Genomic DNA, 16,529 nt, shown 5'->3' on the forward strand with positions numbered 1-16,529 from the left:
CGCACTTCCAATCTGCCAGGAGGGTAGCCCGTGGAGGCTCTCGACGCATTGCTCAACCGTGTTTCCGTGCCACGCCTGACTGAACCGGCGCCCAATGCCGCCCAGCGCGAGGCCCTGTTCCAGGCCGCGCTACGTGCGCCGGACCATGGCCAGTTACGTCCCTGGCGCTTCCTGACTATCGAGGGGCAGGGCCGCGAGAAGCTCGGCGAGCTGTTCGCCGAGGCGGTGCAGGCCAAGGGCGATGCCACTCCGGCCGCGCTGGACAAGGCCCGGGCGATGCCGCTGCGGGCGCCGTTGCTGATCGTGGTGATCGCCCGCTTGCAGGATCATTTCAAGGTGCCGAAGATCGAGCAGCGCCTGGCCGCCGGCTGCGCCGCCCACGGCATCCTCGTTTCCGCCCACGCCCAGGGTATCGGCGCCGTGTGGCGCACCGGCGACATGGCGTACGACGCCCATGTGCACGAGGGCTTGGGCCTTGAGGCGAGTGAAGAGGTGGTCGGCTACCTGTATGTCGGCACGCCGATGGGCGAGCCGCGCACGGCGCCGGTCCTGGAGACGGCGCGGTACGTCAGCGCCTGGGGCGAGTGAGCATTGGGGCCGCTCTGCGGCCCCGCGATTTGTCAGCCAGCACTGAGGTTGCAGGGAAGCGCCAGCGTCGCAATGAACCCACCCTGCGGATGATTGCCCAGCACCAGGCTTCCGCCATGGCGCTCAGCCGCCTTGCGCGCAATCGCCAGCCCCAGGCCATGCCCCGGCGCCTCCTGCCCCGGCGCCCGGAAGAACGGCTCGCCCAACTGCGCCAGGTGCTCTGCCGCCACCCCCGGCCCATGATCGCGCACGCTCAGCACGATGCGATCCTGTTCGCGGCGGGCATGCACCTCGATCGGCTGCCCGGCCGGATTGAAGCGCAGGGCATTGCGCAATAAATTGTCCACCGCCCGTTCGATCAAGGTCGGCCAGCCGTGCAAGGTCAGGCCTGCCTGCGCCTCCAGTCGCACGTCCTGTTCCGGCGCTGACAGTTGGGCGTCCTTGCGCACGCCGCCCAGCAAGGCATTGAGGTCAACGGGCTCGGCATGGGCCTGGTCGGCATCGACCCGGGCCAGCACCAGGATCTCGCTGATCAGGTCTTCCAGACGATCGCACTCGCGGGTCAGCCGCGGCCACAGGGCCTGGCGCTGCTGCGGTTCGGCGCGTTCGGCCAGGGCCAGGGCGATGCGCAGCCGCGCCAGCGGCGAGCGCAATTCGTGGGATACATCGCGCAGCAGCTGGCGCTGGCTGCCGATCAGGCTCTGCAGGCGCGCGCCCATCTTGTTGAAATCGTTGGCCAGCACGCCGAACTCGTCGCGGCGCACTGCCAGCCGCGCCAGGCTGTTCTGCTGGTAACTGGTCTGTCCAAGGTCGTGCACCGCGCCGCGCAGGCGGCTGAGCGGTCGGGTGATCGACAGGGTGACCAGCAGGCTGAACAGGGTCAGTACCACCAGGGCGATCCCCAGGGCGCTGAGCGGCCAGATCAGGCTCTCGCGGTGCCAGGCGGCCAGTTCGGGGTGGGGAATGCGGTAGATCAGCAGATAGGTCTCGCCGCTGGTGGGGCTGGTGTATTCCTCGGTCAGGCGGCGCCAGGGCAGGCGGCGCTCGTCGTTGTGCTGGCGCGCCTCGAAGGCGGCGGCGCGGCGCGGGAAGGTACCGGGCACCACGGCATCGCCGCTGTCGTCGAGCACCTGCACGTCGATCTTGTAGCGCTGCTTGCGTCGCTCCAGGAAGCGCTGTGACGACTCCAGGCCGTCCTGTTCATAGTGTTGGGCCCAGTGACTGGCCAAGTTGTTCAGGCCCGGATGGCGGCTGAGGATCCAGGTGTCCTGGTTGAGCATGTGCCCGAGCAGGATCGACAGCCCGGCGACCAGGGCGATGGCCAGCCAGAAGCTGGCCAGGATGCGCCAGAACAGTGAACGCAAGACGAGCACCTCCGAGAAAGGGCGAAAGCCCGGCCCGCGGGGGCGCGGGCCGGGCATCGGGCTGACAGCTTACTGGGCCTTGCCGGCTTTTTCAGCCTTCCAGGCCTGGAACTCCTTCCATTCGGCCTTGCGCGCTGTGCGTTCCTTCTGCAATTCGTCGAACTTCTTCTGCTGCTCGGGCTTGAGCAGGGCGCGAATCTGGCCGTCGGTCTTGTCGTGGCTGGCCTTGAGTTCGTCCTTCATCGCTTTCTGCTCGGCGGCCGGCAGCTTGGCCATGTAGCGCTCGGTGATGTCGCGGCGCTGCTGCATCTGCTCGCCCGTCAGCTTGCCGATCTGCTGGCGCTGGTCGCGGCTCAGGTCCAGCTGGGCGAAAGGCGCGTCACCGCGATGATGGGGGCCGTCGTGGCGCGGGCCGCCGTCAGGCATGGCCATGGCCACGGTCGGCAGGGCGGCGGCGAACATCAGGGCGATCAGGGTCTTGCGCATGGTGTCTCTCCTTTCAGGGGCCGGCGGTTACCGGATGAGCCCAGTCTAGGGAGATCAAGGTCAAGGGCGGTCAGGCGAGGGTAAAGGCTGGGTAAAGATGAGCGGGGGCGCGAAGCGGCCCCCCAACGCCTACAAGCTGTAGTAGTAGCCGCGGCTGCGCAGGGCAACGATGCGCGGGCGGCCATCCGGGTGCGGGCCGATCTTCTTGCGCAGGTTGCTGACGTGCATGTCCAGGCTGCGGTCATAAAGCGTGAGCTTGCGACCCAGGCCGATCTGCGCCAGTTCCTGCTTGTCCAGCGGCTCGCCGGGCTGGCGCAGCAGCGCCTCGAGGATGCGGCTCTCGGACAGCGTAAGGGTCATCTCGCGCTCGTCGATGCTGACCACGCCACGCACCGGGCTGAAGGTCAGGTCGCCGATCTCGACCTGGCTGCTGGGCGCGCTGGGGTGGCTGCGGCGCAGCACGGCGCGCAGGCGGGCGGTGAGCTCGCGGGGGTCGCAGGGCTTGGCCAGGTAGTCGTCGGCGCCCAGCTCCAGGCCGAGGATGCGGTCCAGCGGCTCGCCCCGGGCCGAGAGCATCAGCACCGGCAGGTCGGTGTGCTCGCTGCGCAACTGTTTGAGCAGTTCCAGGCCGCTGCCATCGGGCAGCATGACATCCAGCACCACCGCCGCCGGGGCGTGGGTGGCCAAGGCCTGGCGCGCACTCTGGCCATCGTGGCAGGCGCGCACCGCAAACCCTTCCTGGGTCAGCCAGCTGCCGAGCAGCTCGCACAGTTCCTGGTCATCATCAATCAGTAACAGCTCGCTCATGTCTCACTCAATTCAACCATTGCCGGCGTCTTCTGTGTCCGCCGCTGGCTAAGATACCGCAGACTGCCGACAACAGTGCAACGACCGAACCGATCAGGAACCACTGCTGCTGGTCGGTGAGCAGGCGCTGGGGCGCGCTGCTGGCGGCCTGCAGCTCCTTGACCGCCAGCTTCAGACGCTGGTTGTCCTGGCGCAGGCGCGAGAGTTGGGCGCTTTCGCGCTCGTTGTCCTGGTTCTGCAGTTGCAGGGTCAGCGCGTCGCGCTGTTTCTCGCTTTCTTCCAGGCGCTGCTGCAGCTCGGTGATCCGCGCCCCGGCTTCCAGCGACAGCGGCTGTTCGGCCGCGGCGAAAGGGGACGACAGCAACAGGCAAAGCAGCAGGGACATCGGACCTTGACGCATTGGAACTCCTGATTCGTATCGATTCAGGAGGTTGTCGGCCGGTTGTCGGAATTTATGAATAGCGCAGCGCGGGGTGTGGCAAGAAGCAGGCTTTGTCGGCGCGGCCTTGGCCTGCTACCACAAGGCCTGTGCTCAACAGCCCGTTTATGGCAGGACTTGCTTGAATGGCTTGACCACGACCTTGTCGTAGACGCCCGCGGCGATGTACGGGTCGGCGTCGGCCCAGGCCTGGGCCGACGCCAGCGAATCGAACTCGGCGACGATCAGGCTGCCGCTGAAACCGGCGGCTCCCGGGTCGTTGCTGTCGATGGCAGGGTGCGGGCCGGCAAGCACCACACGGCCCTCGGCCTTGAGCTGTTGCAGGCGCTCAATATGGGCGGGGCGTGCGGCCAGGCGTTTTTCCAGGGAGTTTTCGACGTCGCTGGCGATGATGGCGTAGAGCATGTCAGTCCTTGGGTTTGGAGGTGGAAGGGTCGGTATCGTGCAGGTGACGCGACAGGTAGACACCCTGGGCCACCAGGAACAGCACGGTCATGCCCAGGCTGCCGAACACCTTGAAGTCGACCCAGATGTCCTGGAAGGTGAAGGCGACGAACAGGTTGGCGGCGCCGCACACCAGGAAGAAGCCGATCCACGCCAGGTTCAGGCGGGTCCAGACTGTTTCAGGGAGTGTCAGGGCGTGGCCCATGATGCGCTTGATCAGCACCCGGTCACCGATGAAGTGGCTGCCGGCGAAGGCCAGGGCGAACAGCCAGTTGACCACCGGCGCCTTCCATTTGAGGAAGGTCTCGCTGTGGAAGGCCAGGGTCAGGCCGCCGAACACCAGGCAGGCGACCAGGGTCAGCAACTGGCCCTTTTCCAGCTTGCCGTGGCGCAGGAACAGCGCGCCGTAGACCACCACGGAGCTGGCGATCAGCATGGCGGTGGCGCTGTAGATCCCGCCAAACTCGAAGCCGTGGCCGGCGAATTCGACCGGGCGCGGGTCCAGTTTGTAGACAATGAAGAACAGCAGCAGCGGGATGAAATCGATGAATTGTTTCACAGTGGCAGCCAGAAGCGGGATGTGACGGCATAATAACAAACATCGATTCCTGCGAAAGCGCTCCTCCATGAATGTTGATCTGCACTGTCACAGCACGGCCTCCGACGGCGCCATGTCGCCCACGGCACTGGTCGCCCGGGCCCATGAGCACGGGGTGCGGATGCTGTCTCTCACCGACCACGACACCCTCGAAGGCCTGCCCGAGGCCCGCCAGGCCTGCCTGGACAACGGCATGCAGTGGATCAGTGGGGTGGAGTTGTCGTGCACCTGGGGCGGCGCCACCATCCATGTGCTGGGTTACGATTTTCCGCTCGGTGCCGCGCCCTTGCTCGAGGCCATCGACAACCTGCACCGTGGCCGCTGGCTGCGCGCCGAGGAAATCGACCGCAAGCTGGCGGCCAAGGGCATGCCCGGCGCGCTGGACGGCGCGCGCGCCGTGCAGCAGGAGCTGGGTGACAGCGGCAACGCTCCGGCGCGCCCGCACTTCGCCGAATTCCTGGTGCGCGCAGGTTTCGTCAAGGACCGTGGCGAGGCCTTTCGCAAGTGGCTGGGCGCCGGCAAGTTGGGGGACGTCAAGCTGCACTGGCCGACGCTGGAGGAAACTGTCGCCACGTTGCGCCAGTCCAATGCCTGGGTGAGCCTGGCCCATCCCATGCACTACGAACTGACCCGCAGCAAGCGCAGACGGCTGATTGCCGACTATATTCAGGCAGGAGGGCAGGCGCTGGAGGTGGTCAATGGGATGATGCCGCCCGAGCAGGTGGGGACCATGTCGATCCTTACCCGTGAGTTCGGCTTGCTGGCAAGCGCCGGCAGTGACTTCCACGGCCCTGGCACCTGGGGCGAGATCGGTGCCTACCGGCCATTGCCCGAGGACCTGCCACCCCTGTGGCGCCGATTCCGACATGAACAGCCTATGGCGGTATGAACAGGACGACTACGTGAGCCAATTTTTCCAGATCCATGCGGAAAATCCGCAGGCGCGCCTGATCAAGCAGGCGGTCGAGATCATCCGCAAGGGTGGGGTCGTGGTCTACCCGACCGACTCGGCCTATGCGATGGGCTGCCAGATCGGCGACAAAGGCGCCATCGAGCGGGTGCGCCGCCTGCGCCAGTTGGACAAGAACCACAACTTCACCCTGCTGTGCTGCGACCTGTCCGAGATGGGCACTTTCGCCAAGATCGACACGGCGACGTTCCGCCTGCTCAAGGCGCACATTCCGGGGCCCTATACCTTCATCCTCAACGCCACCCGTGAAGTGCCGCGCCTGTTGTTGCACGACAAGCGCCGTACCATCGGCTTGCGCGTGCCGTCCAACCCCATCGTCCTGGCCCTGCTCGAAGAGCTTGGCGAGCCGCTGATGAGCGTCAGCCTCATCCTGCCGGGTGACGATGAGCCGATGACCGATCCCTACGAGATCCGCCAGCGCCTGGAGCACCATGTCGACCTGATCATCGACGGTGGCTTCGGCGACCTGAAGGCTTCGACCGTCATCGACCTGTCCGGTGACGAGCCGGAGCTGATCCGTGAAGGCTGCGGCGACCCCACGCCGTTCCTGGTCAACGTGTGAGCCAGCTGGAAGCGCCCGAGGCGCCGGCCCTGGAGGCTGAAGCGCCGCAGCAGTTGCAATTGGCCCTGGTCTACGGCGAAGCCCTGACCGAGCTGCCGGTGGATCTGTACATCCCGCCGGACGCGCTGGAAGTGATCCTTGAGGCCTTCGAAGGCCCGCTGGATCTGCTGCTGTACCTGATCCGCAAGCAGAACATCGACATCCTCGACATCCCGGTGGCCGAGATCACTCGCCAGTACATGGGCTATGTCGAACTGATGAAGAGCGTGCGCCTGGAGCTGGCCGCCGAGTACCTGGTGATGGCCGCCATGCTCGCCGAGATCAAGTCGCGCATGTTGCTGCCGCGCTCCAGCGAGATCGAGGAAGAGGAAGGCGACCCGCGCGCCGAACTGATCCGCCGCCTGCAGGAGTACGAGCGCTTCAAGGCTGCCGCCGAAGGCATCGATGAACTGCCGCGGGTTGGCCGCGACGTCGTCGTGCCGCGCCTCGAGGCGCCCCAGGCCAAGGTGCGCAAGCTGCTGCCGGAGGTGGCGCTGGAGGAGATCCTGCTGTCCATGGCCGAGGTCATGCGCCGCAACGACCTGTTCGAGAGCCACCAGATCACCCGCGAGACCTTGTCGACCCGCGAGCGCATGAGCGAGGTGCTCGAACGCCTCAAGGGCGGTGGCTTCGTGCCTTTCGTCGAACTGTTCACCCGCGAGGAGGGCAAGCTCGGCGTGGTGGTGACCTTCATGGCGATTCTCGAACTGGTGAAGGAATCGCTGATCGAACTCGTGCAAAATGAGCCTTTCGCCCCGATCCACGTCCGTGCCCGGGCAGAGTGACCTGACGACTACCGATGAACCTGAACGAACCCCGCGAACTGGCGTCGCTGATCGAGGCCTTCCTGCTTGCCTCGGGCAAGCCGCAATCCCTCGAACGCCTTCACGAGTTGTTCGAGGAGGCCGAGCGCCCGGCCCCCGCTGTTTTCAAGAAGGCCCTGGAGGTGCTGGGCAAGTCCTGCAGCGGCCGTGCCTTCGAGCTCAAGGAGGTGGCCAGCGGCTATCGCCTGCAGATTCGCGAAGACTATGCGCCCTGGGTCGGTCGCCTGTGGGAGGAGCGCCCGCAGCGCTATTCCCGCGCGCTGCTGGAAACCATGGCGCTGATCGCCTATCGCCAGCCCATCACCCGTGGCGAGATCGAGGACGTGCGCGGCGTGGCGGTCAACAGCAACATCATCAAGACCCTGATGGAGCGCGAGTGGATCCGTATCGTCGGCTACCGCGAGGTGCCTGGCCGGCCGGCGATGTTCGCCACCACCAAGGTGTTTCTCGATCACTTCAACCTCAAGAGCCTCGACGAGCTGCCGGCATTGGCCGAGTTGCGCGAGTTGGAGCCTGAACCGATGCTCGATCCGGACGAGGCGCCGGTGCCAGCGCATCTGCAAGCCATGGCCGATGCCAGCCTGGACGAGGAGGGCGAAGAGGTGGAGTCCAAGGAGGAGACCAGTTTTCGCTCGCTGCTGGTTGAGCTGGATGCGATGGAAGAGGGGCTCAAGACCGATTTCGATGATTTGCGCGATGAGGCGTCCATCGAGCCCGAGGATGAACCAAAGGCCTGACTGCCGGCTTTGTGGGAGCGGGCTTGCCCCGCGATGAGGCTGGCATCGCCAACGCATACCTTTGGGCGGAACCTACAGAGCTATCATCAAAAACCTTCTACCCTCCAGTGCGTTCCCCCGCCGAACCGCGTATGATGCGCGCCCGCTTTCACTACTACACCGGGAGGTGCCCAGATGAGTGACAAAGACCTGCAAGACCAACAACCTACCCCGCCGTCCGGCGAAAAGCTGCAGAAAGTGCTGGCGCGCATCGGCGTCGGCTCGCGTCGTGACGTCGAGGCCTGGATCGGCCAGGGCCGTATCAAGGTCAACGGCGTCGAGGCCACCCTGGGCCTGCGCGTCGACCTGCACGACGCCATCACCGTAGACGGCAAGCTGATCAAGCGTGTCGAGGCCGCCGAGGCGACCCGCCGCGTGATCATGTACAACAAGCCCGACGGCGAAATCTGCACCCGTGACGACCCGGAAGGCCGCCCGACCGTGTTCGACCGCCTGCCGCGCCCGAAAGAGGGCCGCTGGATCAATATCGGCCGTTTGGACATCAACACCACCGGCCTGCTGCTGTTCACCACCGACGGCGAGCTGGCCAACCGCCTGATGCACCCGTCCTATGAAATGGACCGCGAGTACGCCGTGCGTGTGCGCGGTGAGGTCGACGACGACATGATCGATCGCCTCAAGGCCGGCGTGGTGCTCGAGGACGGTCCGGCCAAGTTCACTGACATCCAGAAGGCACCGGGCGGCGAAGGCTTCAACCACTGGTACCACTGCGTGGTGATGGAAGGCCGCAACCGTGAAGTGCGCCGCCTGTGGGAATCACAGGGCGTGGTGGTCAGCCGCCTGAAGCGTGTGCGTTTCGGCCCGGTGTTCCTCAACTCCGACCTGCCGATGGGCCGCTGGCGCGAAATGAGCCAGGGCGAGATCGACATCCTGGCCGCCGAAGTCGGCCTGCAGCCAGTGGCGCTGCCGGAGATGAAGCTCAAGGCCAAGGACAAGCTCGAGCGTCTGCAGCGCAAGTCGACCCGTCCGCTGGGGCGTGGCGAGCGTGTGCGCACCTTGCGTCCGGCTGCCGAAGGTAAGGCCGAGCGCCCGGCGCGCGCGCCGCGTGAAGAGTCTGCGCCGCGCAAGAGTGGTCGTGGCAGCACGGTGGCCGAGCGCCCGAGCGAGATGCGCAAGCGTCCGGCCCGTCCCGAGGGCGACAAGCCTGCCGGCCGTGGCCGCGGCAAGCCGCGTGGCTGATTCACCCAGGTAGCGAAAGAGCCAGCCTTCGGGCTGGCTTTTTTGTGGCTGCGGTTTATGGCACGGGGCAAATCGGCCCCAAGTACCTGAACAGACAGAAATTTTCCCGGCCAGTGGCAAATTTTCAAACCACTATGTAAAGAAAATTATACGATTCGAGGCCTTTTCCTCGGCTTGCCAGTGATTTACCGCTCTTCGTCACAAAATCTTTCCAAGACTTGCGCGCCAGAGCCTTTCCGACACCCTTTCCCCCCTTCCCAAACCTCTGCCCAAACGCTGAGATAGCGCCATTGCCGTGTGCAGAGCCAGGCAGGATAGCCAGGCATCGAAAACAACAAAATGGAGGCGCCATGTACGCCGATCACTCCGCCTTTTCAGGCCTTCACCCCAGGACCGCTGCGTTTTTTCCACAGGAAACGATGCAACGCGTTGACGCCTGCGCGTTTGCAGGGGTATACAATGCGCCGCGTTTTACCTGTGACCCCCTTGCGTACCGCGCACTCTTGCTGACACCCGGTTGATCCGTCCGGGCACCTCGCCCGTCAGGACAGTCCCGTCCAAGAACCCAAGGTAACCACCTTGCCCATTCCGCTGCGCCACGAGTGCGGTGGGTCCGATTCCGTCACAGATAAAAACAAGCAGGTGACTTCGTTCATGAGTGGACATAATTCACAGTCTGGCGAGCTCAAGCGTGGCTTGAAGAACCGCCATATCCAACTGATCGCCCTGGGTGGCGCGATCGGCACCGGGTTGTTCCTGGGCTCGGCCGGCGTGATGAAGTCCGCCGGTCCGTCGATGATCCTCGGCTATGCGATCTGCGGCTTCATCGCCTTCATGATCATGCGCCAGCTCGGCGAGATGATCGTCGAAGAGCCGGTGGCCGGCTCGTTCAGCCACTTTGCACACAAGTACTGGGGTGGTTTCGCCGGCTTCTTGTCGGGCTGGAACTGCTGGGTGCTGTACATCCTGGTGGGCATGTCGGAGCTGTCGGCAGTGGGCAAGTACGTCCATTACTGGTGGCCGGAGATCCCGACCTGGGTGACCGCGGCGGCGTTCTTCCTGCTGATCAACGCCATCAACCTGATGAACGTGAAGTTCTTCGGCGAGGCCGAGTTCTGGTTCGCGATCATCAAGGTCGCCGCTATCGTCGGCATGATCGGCCTGGGCGCCTACTTGCTGACCAGTGGCAGTGGCGGCCCGGAAGCGTCGGTGACCAACCTGTGGGTCCATGGCGGCTTCTTCCCGCATGGCGTCAGCGGCCTGGTGATGGCCCTGGCCTTCATCATGTTCTCCTTCGGTGGCCTGGAAATGCTCGGCTTCACCGCAGCCGAGGCCGACAAGCCGAAGACCGTGATCCCCAAGGCGATCAACCAGGTCATCTACCGCATCCTGATTTTCTACGTGGGCGCCCTGGTGGTGCTGCTGTCGCTGACCCCGTGGGACAGCCTGGTGGCGAGCATCGACGCTTCCGGCGGCAGCTACGGCAGCAGCCCGTTCGTCCAGGTCTTCTCGCTGCTGGGTAGCGACGTGGCCGCGCACCTGCTGAACTTCGTGGTCCTGACCGCGGCGCTGTCGGTGTACAACAGCGGCACCTACTGCAATGCCCGCATGCTGCTGGGCATGGCCGAGCAGGGCGATGCCCCGGCGGCGCTGGCCAAGGTCGACCGTCGCGGCGTGCCGGTTCGTTCGATCCTGGTGTCGGCGGCCGTGACCCTGATCGCGGTGCTGCTCAACTACCTGATGCCGCAGAACGCCCTGGAGCTGCTGATGTCGCTGGTGGTGGCGACCCTGGTGATCAACTGGGCGATGATCAGCTACTCGCACCTGAAGTTCCGCCAGCACCTCGACCGCACCGGCCAGAAGCCGCTGTTCAAGGCGCTGTGGTACCCGTACGGCAACTACCTGGTGCTGGCCTTCGTGGTGCTGATCCTCGGCATCATGCTGCAGATCCCGGGCATCCAGGTATCGGTGTACGCCATGCCGGTATGGCTGGTGGTGATGTATGTGGCCTACCAACTGAAGAGCAAGCGTGGCTCCCAGGCCAATGGCGCTGCTGGCAGCATCGCCAAGTAAGCACTGAGGCGCACCAACAAAGAACCCGATGCCGGGTAACGGGCATCGGGTTTTTTGTTGTTGCGCCGGCCTCAGATCTGTTCGAGCAACCAGCCGCGAAACGCCCGCAACGAAGGCAATGCCTCATTCCTGGGTGGATAGATCAGGTAGTAGCTGCGTTGGCTGGCAAACGGTGTGCCCGGGCTGAAAAGTTCGCCGCTGGCCAGTTCCTCCTGCACCAGGATTCTGGGCACCAGGCCAATGCCTATGCCTGCCCGAACCGCTTGAATCAAATGCGAGGTCAGCTCGAAACTTGGCCCAAGGCGCATCGTCCGGTGGGGCAGGGCATGGTGGGAAAACCACTCTCCCCAGGCATGGGGGTTGTTGGCGACGTTGAGCAGTACCTCCTCGCTCATCCTTTGCGGGTTCCAATGCCCGTCCACCTTGGCTTCGGGTGGCAGGATCACCACCAGTTCCTCGGCGTGCAGGCGATGGCAGACCAGTCCGGGCAGGTCGTGGGTGGCCACGCCGATGGCCGCGTCGATCTCGCTGGTGTCGAAGTTGATGGCTTCGATACGGGAATGAATGTGCACCAGCATGCCGGGGTGGGCGCTGTAGAACGCATGCAGGCGCGGCAGCAGCCATTTCGAGCCGAAGGTCGGCAGGGTCGCCAGGCGCAGGGTGCCGACCCCGGACTGGTAGGCCAGGGCCTGCAAGGTGGCGCTGCGGATCCGGCCGAGGGCCTCGCTGAGCTCGCGCTGGTACAGGCGGCCGACATCAGTCAGCTGCACCTGGCGCCCCTCGCGACGGAACAGGGTGAGCCCCAACTGTTGCTCCAGCGCCTGCACCTGGCGGCTCACCGCGCTCTGGGTCAGCGAAAGCTCGGCGGCGGCGCGGGTATAGCTTTCATGCCGCGCGGCCGCCTCAAAGGCCAGCAGCAGCGACATGGACGGCGTGAGGTGGCGGTAATTCATTCATAAAGCTCATTGATAGCGGCAGGAATATCCATTTGCCCCTGGCGCGAAACTACAGGAACATTGGCCTGTTCGAAATCCTCCCATGAGTCATTCATGCAGGAGTGACAAGATTTCCGTGAATTAGCCCGATATCAAAGAGGCATCCTTCGATGATCGCCCAGCTGCCGCCCCGTGCGCCCGCCGCCCACTATCCCGAGTTTCTCGAAGCCCTCAAGAGCAGCGGCTTCCGTGGTCAGATCAGTGCCGACTACGGCACCCGCACCGTGCTGGCCACTGACAACTCCATCTACCAGCGCCTGCCCCAGGCGGCGGTGTTCCCATTGGATGCCGACGATGTGGCGCGGGTCGCCACGCTCATGGCCGAGCCGCGCTTTCGCGATATCAAGCTGACCCCGCGTGGCGGTGGCACCGGCACCAACGGCCAGTCGCTGACCGACGGCATCGTCGTCGACCTGTCGCGGCACATGAACAGCATTCTCGAGATCAACGTCGAGCAGCGCTGGGTGCGGGTCCAGGCGGGCGTCGTCAAGGACCAGCTCAACGCCGCGCTCAAGCCCCATGGGCTGTTCTTCGCGCCAGAGTTGTCGACCTCCAACCGCGCCACCGTCGGCGGCATGATCAACACCGACGCCAGCGGCCAGGGCAGTTGCACCTATGGCAAGACCCGCGACCACGTGCTCGAGCTGCACAGTGTGCTGCTCGGTGGCGAGCGTCTGCACAGCCTGCCGATCGACGACGCGACGCTGGAGCAGGCCTGCGCCGCGCCCGGCCGGGTCGGCGAGGTGTACCGCATGGCCCGCGAGATCCAGCAAACCCAGGCCGGGCTGATCGAAAGCACCTTCCCCAAGCTCAACCGCTGCCTGACCGGCTACGACCTGGCGCACCTGCGCGACGAGCAGGGTCGCTTCAACCTCAATAGCGTGCTGTGCGGCGCCGAAGGCTCGCTGGGCTATGTGGTCGAGGCCAAGCTCAATGTGCTGCCGATCCCGAAGTACGCGGTGCTGGTCAACGTGCGCTACACCAGCTTCATGGACGCCCTGCGCGACGCCAATGCGCTGATGGCGCACAAGCCGCTGTCGATCGAGACCGTTGACTCCAAGGTGCTGATGCTGGCGATGAAGGACATCGTCTGGCACAGCGTCGCCGAGTATTTCCCGGCCGACGCCGAGCGCCCGACGCTGGGTATCAACCTGGTGGAGTTCTGTGGCGACGAGCCGGCCGAGGTCAATGCCCGGGTCGAGGCGTTCGTCGCCCACCTGCAGCGCGACACCAGCGTCGAGCGCCTGGGGCATACCCTGGCGGAGGGCGCCGAGGCGGTCACCCGGGTCTACACCATGCGCAAGCGTTCGGTGGGGCTGCTGGGCAACGTCGAGGGCGAAGTGCGGCCACAGCCGTTCGTCGAGGACACCGCCGTGCCGCCGGAGCAGCTGGCTGACTACATCGCCGACTTCCGCGCGCTGCTTGACGGTTACGGCCTTGCCTACGGCATGTTTGGCCATGTCGATGCCGGCGTGCTGCACGTGCGTCCGGCGCTGGACATGAAGGACCCGGCCCAGGCCGCGCTGGTCAAGCCGATCTCCGATGCCGTGGCGGCGCTGACCCAGCGCTATGGCGGCCTGCTCTGGGGCGAGCATGGCAAAGGCCTGCGCTCGGAGTACGTACCGGAATACTTCGGCGAACTGTACCCGGCGCTGCAGCGTCTCAAGGGCGCCTTCGACCCGCACAACCAGCTCAACCCAGGCAAGATCTGCACCCCGCCTGACAGCGCCGAAGGCCTGACCCCCGTGGATGGCGTTACCCTGCGCGGTGACCTGGACCGCAGTATCGACGAGCGCGTCTGGCAAAGCTTCGGCAGCGCCGTGCACTGCAACGGCAACGGCGCCTGCTACAACTACGACCCCAACGACGCCATGTGCCCGTCGTGGAAGGCCACCCGTGAACGCCAGCACTCACCCAAGGGGCGTGCTTCGCTGATCCGCGAATGGCTGCGTCTGCAGGGCGAGGCGAACATCGATGTGCTCGCCGCCGCCCAACGCAAGGGGGCCTGGTTCATGGGGCTGCCGGCGCGCCTGCGCAACAGCCGTGCGCGCCAGCAGGGACAGGAAGACTTCTCCCACGAGGTATACGACGCCATGGCCGGCTGCCTGGCGTGCAAGTCCTGCGCCGGGCAGTGCCCGATCAAGGTCAACGTGCCGGATTTCCGCTCGCGCTTCCTCGAGCTGTACCACGGCCGCTACCAGCGCCCGTTGCGCGATTACCTGATCGGCTCGCTGGAGTTCACCATCCCGTACCTGGCCCATGCGCCGGGCCTGTACAACGCGGTGATGGGCTCGAAGTGGGTGAGCAGGCTGCTGGCGGACAAGGTCGGCATGGTCGACAGCCCGCTGATCAGCCGTTTCAACTTCCAGGCCACCCTGACCCGTTGCCGGGTCCAGGTGGCGAGCGTGCCGGCCCTGCGTGAGCTGACCCCGGCCCAGCGCGAGCGCAGCATCGTGCTGGTGCAGGATGCCTTCACCCGCTATTTCGAGACGCCACTGTTGGCCTCGTTCATCGAGCTGGCCCACCGCCTGGGGCACAAGGTGTTCCTCGCGCCCTATAGCGCCAACGGCAAGCCGTTGCACGTGCAGGGTTTCCTCGGTGCCTTCGCGAAGGCGGCGTTGCGCAACGCCACCCAGCTCAAGGCCCTGGCCGACTGCGGCGTGCCGTTGGTGGGGCTGGATCCGGCGATGACCCTGGTCTACCGCCAGGAGTACCAGAAGGTCGATGGCGTGGAGTGCCCGTCGGTGCTGCTGCCCCAGGAGTGGCTGATGAACGTGCTGCCCGAGCAGGCGCCGGCCAAGGGCGACAGCTTCCGCCTGATGGCCCACTGCACCGAGAAAACCAATGTGCCAGCCAGTACCAAGCAGTGGGAGCAGGTGTTCGCCCGCCTGGGGCTGAAGCTGGTCACCGAGGTCACCGGTTGCTGCGGCATGTCCGGTACCTATGGGCATGAAGCGCGCAACCAGGAAACCTCGAAGACCATCTTCGAGCAGTCCTGGGCGACCAAGCTGGACAAGCAGGGTGAGGCATTGGCGACCGGCTACTCGTGCCGCAGCCAGGTCAAGCGCATGACCGAGAAGCAGTTGCGTCATCCATTGGAGGTGGTGTTGCAGTACGCGCAGCGCTAGTCAATTGCTGGGGGCGCATAGCGCCCCCGGTTTATCGCTCCCGTTGCAGTCGAGCTTGTCGGTACAGATAACAACTCAACAACAACCCGCATCCCGCTGCTGCCGCCGCGAACAGGAACATCGAGGCAAATCCGAACCCCGCCGCCACTGCGCCCACCAGCGGCCCGGTGATCCCCAGCGACAGGTCGATGAACAGGGAATAGGCCCCCACCGCCGCGCCGCGGTTGGCTGGCGACACCTGGTTCACGGCTTCCACCCCTAACGCGGGAAAAACCAGTGAGAATCCGAAACCGCTCAGCGCCGCACCGGCCAGGGCCATCTCGGCGCTGGAGGCGAGCCACAGCATCAGCAACCCCAGGGTCTCAATCGACAGGCAGGCGATCGCCACGCGGAAGCCGCCGATGCGGTTGATAAGGTTGCCGAAAAGCAGGCGCGCGCAGATGAAGCTGGCACCGAACAGGCTCAGGGTCAGCGCGGCGTTGGGCCAGTCACGGCTGGCATAGAACAGCGTGATGAAGGTGGCGATGGTGCCGAAGCCGATCGAACCCAGGGCCAGCCCCGAACCATGGGGGAACACCTTGCCCAGCACTCGCATGAACGGCAGGCGCACGCCGGCGACCACCGGCGCGGCGCGCTTGGGCCAGGCCAGCAGCAGGCCGAGCACGCCGAGCAGGATGATGCTGGCGCCGATACTCCACAGGCCAAGGCTCTTGGCCATCAGTACTCCCAGGGGTGCACCGATCGCCAGGGCGCCATAGCTGGCGATGCCGTTCCAGGAAATCACCTTGGCGGTATTCTGCGAGCCGACCCGGCCGATGCCCCAGCCGATCGAGCCCGAGCCCACCAGGCTTTCGGCGCTACCCAGCACCAGGCGTCCGACCAGCAAGCAGGCAAGGCTCAGCCAGGGCCAGGGTGTGAGGAAGTGGCAGGCCAGCATGAACACTCCGCTCAGGCCACAGCCGGCCAGGCCCCACATCACGGCCCGCTTGCTACCCAGGTTGTCGATGATGCGGCTCGCAGTGGGGCGGCTGAGCAGGGTGGCCAGGTACTGCACGCTGATGACCAGGCCGGCAACCACGGCGCTGAAGCCAAGGTCGTTGTGCACGTAGCTGGGCAGTACAGCCAGCGGGATGCCGATGTTCAGGTAGCCGATGAAGGTGAAGATGACAATGGCGACGACCTGGGCGGTGGTCCTGAGGGAGGAGGGGCGCTGCTCAAGCATGAAGGATTCCGGAA

At 65.3% G+C, this 16,529-nt stretch carries 16 protein-coding genes; 8 read left to right on the plus strand and 8 right to left on the minus strand.

What is annotated here, in order from left to right:
• Positions 1-30: 30 nt before the first annotated feature.
• Positions 31-588 (plus strand): nitroreductase family protein, encoded by a 558-nt coding sequence (locus tag AC25ND_RS20475; protein WP_028691093.1) that lies wholly within the window; start codon positions 31-33, stop codon positions 586-588.
• 32 nt (positions 589-620) lie between these two features.
• Here AC25ND_RS20475 and AC25ND_RS20480 read toward each other — a convergent pair whose 3' ends face one another.
• The 6 genes from AC25ND_RS20480 to AC25ND_RS20505 all read right to left on the minus strand — a co-directional run bounded on the left by AC25ND_RS20480 (position 621) and on the right by AC25ND_RS20505 (position 4,687).
• Entirely contained in the window at positions 621-2,009 is a 1,389-nt protein-coding gene (locus AC25ND_RS20480; protein WP_186596954.1) for a sensor histidine kinase, read from the minus strand.
• Between the two features lie 12 nt (positions 2,010-2,021).
• The gene (locus tag AC25ND_RS20485; RefSeq protein WP_486976563.1) at positions 2,022-2,438 is read right to left on the minus strand and encodes a Spy/CpxP family protein refolding chaperone; all 417 of its coding nucleotides are present in this window, start codon (positions 2,436-2,438) and stop codon (positions 2,022-2,024) included.
• Between the two features lie 129 nt (positions 2,439-2,567).
• Positions 2,568-3,245: a response regulator transcription factor gene (locus AC25ND_RS20490; protein WP_028691090.1), complete on the minus strand. Its 678-nt coding sequence runs from the start codon at positions 3,243-3,245 to the stop codon at positions 2,568-2,570.
• A 7-nt stretch (positions 3,246-3,252) separates the two neighbouring features.
• A complete protein-coding gene (locus AC25ND_RS20495) occupies positions 3,253-3,645 on the minus strand; it encodes an SH3 domain-containing protein (protein ID WP_069016763.1) in 393 nt (130 codons plus the stop codon).
• 144 nt (positions 3,646-3,789) lie between these two features.
• The gene (locus AC25ND_RS20500) at positions 3,790-4,089 is read right to left on the minus strand and encodes a YciI family protein (RefSeq protein ID WP_028691088.1); all 300 of its coding nucleotides are present in this window, start codon (positions 4,087-4,089) and stop codon (positions 3,790-3,792) included.
• A gap of 1 nt (position 4,090) precedes the next feature.
• Complete coding sequence (locus AC25ND_RS20505; RefSeq protein WP_028691087.1) at positions 4,091-4,687, minus strand: septation protein A; 597 nt, start codon at positions 4,685-4,687, stop codon at positions 4,091-4,093.
• A 67-nt stretch (positions 4,688-4,754) separates the two neighbouring features.
• Here AC25ND_RS20505 and AC25ND_RS20510 point away from each other — a divergent pair, with 67 nt between their 5' ends.
• The 6 genes from AC25ND_RS20510 to AC25ND_RS20535 all read left to right on the plus strand — a co-directional run bounded on the left by AC25ND_RS20510 (position 4,755) and on the right by AC25ND_RS20535 (position 11,170).
• Entirely contained in the window at positions 4,755-5,615 is an 861-nt protein-coding gene (locus AC25ND_RS20510) for a PHP domain-containing protein (RefSeq protein WP_186596958.1), read from the plus strand.
• A 13-nt stretch (positions 5,616-5,628) separates the two neighbouring features.
• Positions 5,629-6,258 (plus strand): L-threonylcarbamoyladenylate synthase, encoded by a 630-nt coding sequence (locus tag AC25ND_RS20515; RefSeq protein ID WP_036986145.1) that lies wholly within the window; start codon positions 5,629-5,631, stop codon positions 6,256-6,258.
• 5 nt (positions 6,259-6,263) lie between these two features.
• Complete coding sequence (locus AC25ND_RS20520; RefSeq protein ID WP_486950477.1) at positions 6,264-7,082, plus strand: segregation and condensation protein A; 819 nt, start codon at positions 6,264-6,266, stop codon at positions 7,080-7,082.
• 14 nt (positions 7,083-7,096) lie between these two features.
• Positions 7,097-7,858: an SMC-Scp complex subunit ScpB gene (gene scpB, locus AC25ND_RS20525; protein ID WP_062360641.1), complete on the plus strand. Its 762-nt coding sequence runs from the start codon at positions 7,097-7,099 to the stop codon at positions 7,856-7,858.
• A gap of 174 nt (positions 7,859-8,032) precedes the next feature.
• Positions 8,033-9,097: a 23S rRNA pseudouridine(2605) synthase RluB gene (gene rluB, locus AC25ND_RS20530; protein WP_028691082.1), complete on the plus strand. Its 1,065-nt coding sequence runs from the start codon at positions 8,033-8,035 to the stop codon at positions 9,095-9,097.
• Positions 9,098-9,751: 654 nt separating this feature from the next.
• Positions 9,752-11,170, plus strand: coding sequence for an amino acid permease (locus AC25ND_RS20535; protein WP_186596962.1), 1,419 nt, complete (start codon positions 9,752-9,754; stop codon positions 11,168-11,170).
• Positions 11,171-11,241: 71 nt separating this feature from the next.
• Here AC25ND_RS20535 and AC25ND_RS20540 read toward each other — a convergent pair whose 3' ends face one another.
• The gene (locus tag AC25ND_RS20540) at positions 11,242-12,123 is read right to left on the minus strand and encodes a LysR substrate-binding domain-containing protein (protein ID WP_028691080.1); all 882 of its coding nucleotides are present in this window, start codon (positions 12,121-12,123) and stop codon (positions 11,242-11,244) included.
• Positions 12,124-12,275: 152 nt separating this feature from the next.
• On the opposite strand from AC25ND_RS20540, the gene ydiJ reads away from it, so the two are divergent.
• Positions 12,276-15,293, plus strand: coding sequence for a D-2-hydroxyglutarate dehydrogenase YdiJ (gene ydiJ, locus AC25ND_RS20545; RefSeq protein WP_028691079.1), 3,018 nt, complete (start codon positions 12,276-12,278; stop codon positions 15,291-15,293).
• Between the two features lie 31 nt (positions 15,294-15,324).
• On the opposite strand, the gene AC25ND_RS20550 is transcribed toward ydiJ, so the two are convergent.
• The gene (locus AC25ND_RS20550) at positions 15,325-16,515 is read right to left on the minus strand and encodes an MFS transporter (RefSeq protein WP_028691078.1); all 1,191 of its coding nucleotides are present in this window, start codon (positions 16,513-16,515) and stop codon (positions 15,325-15,327) included.
• Between the last annotated feature and the right edge of the window lie 14 nt (positions 16,516-16,529).

It is taken from the genome of Pseudomonas sp. P110(2024), assembly GCF_057480795.1.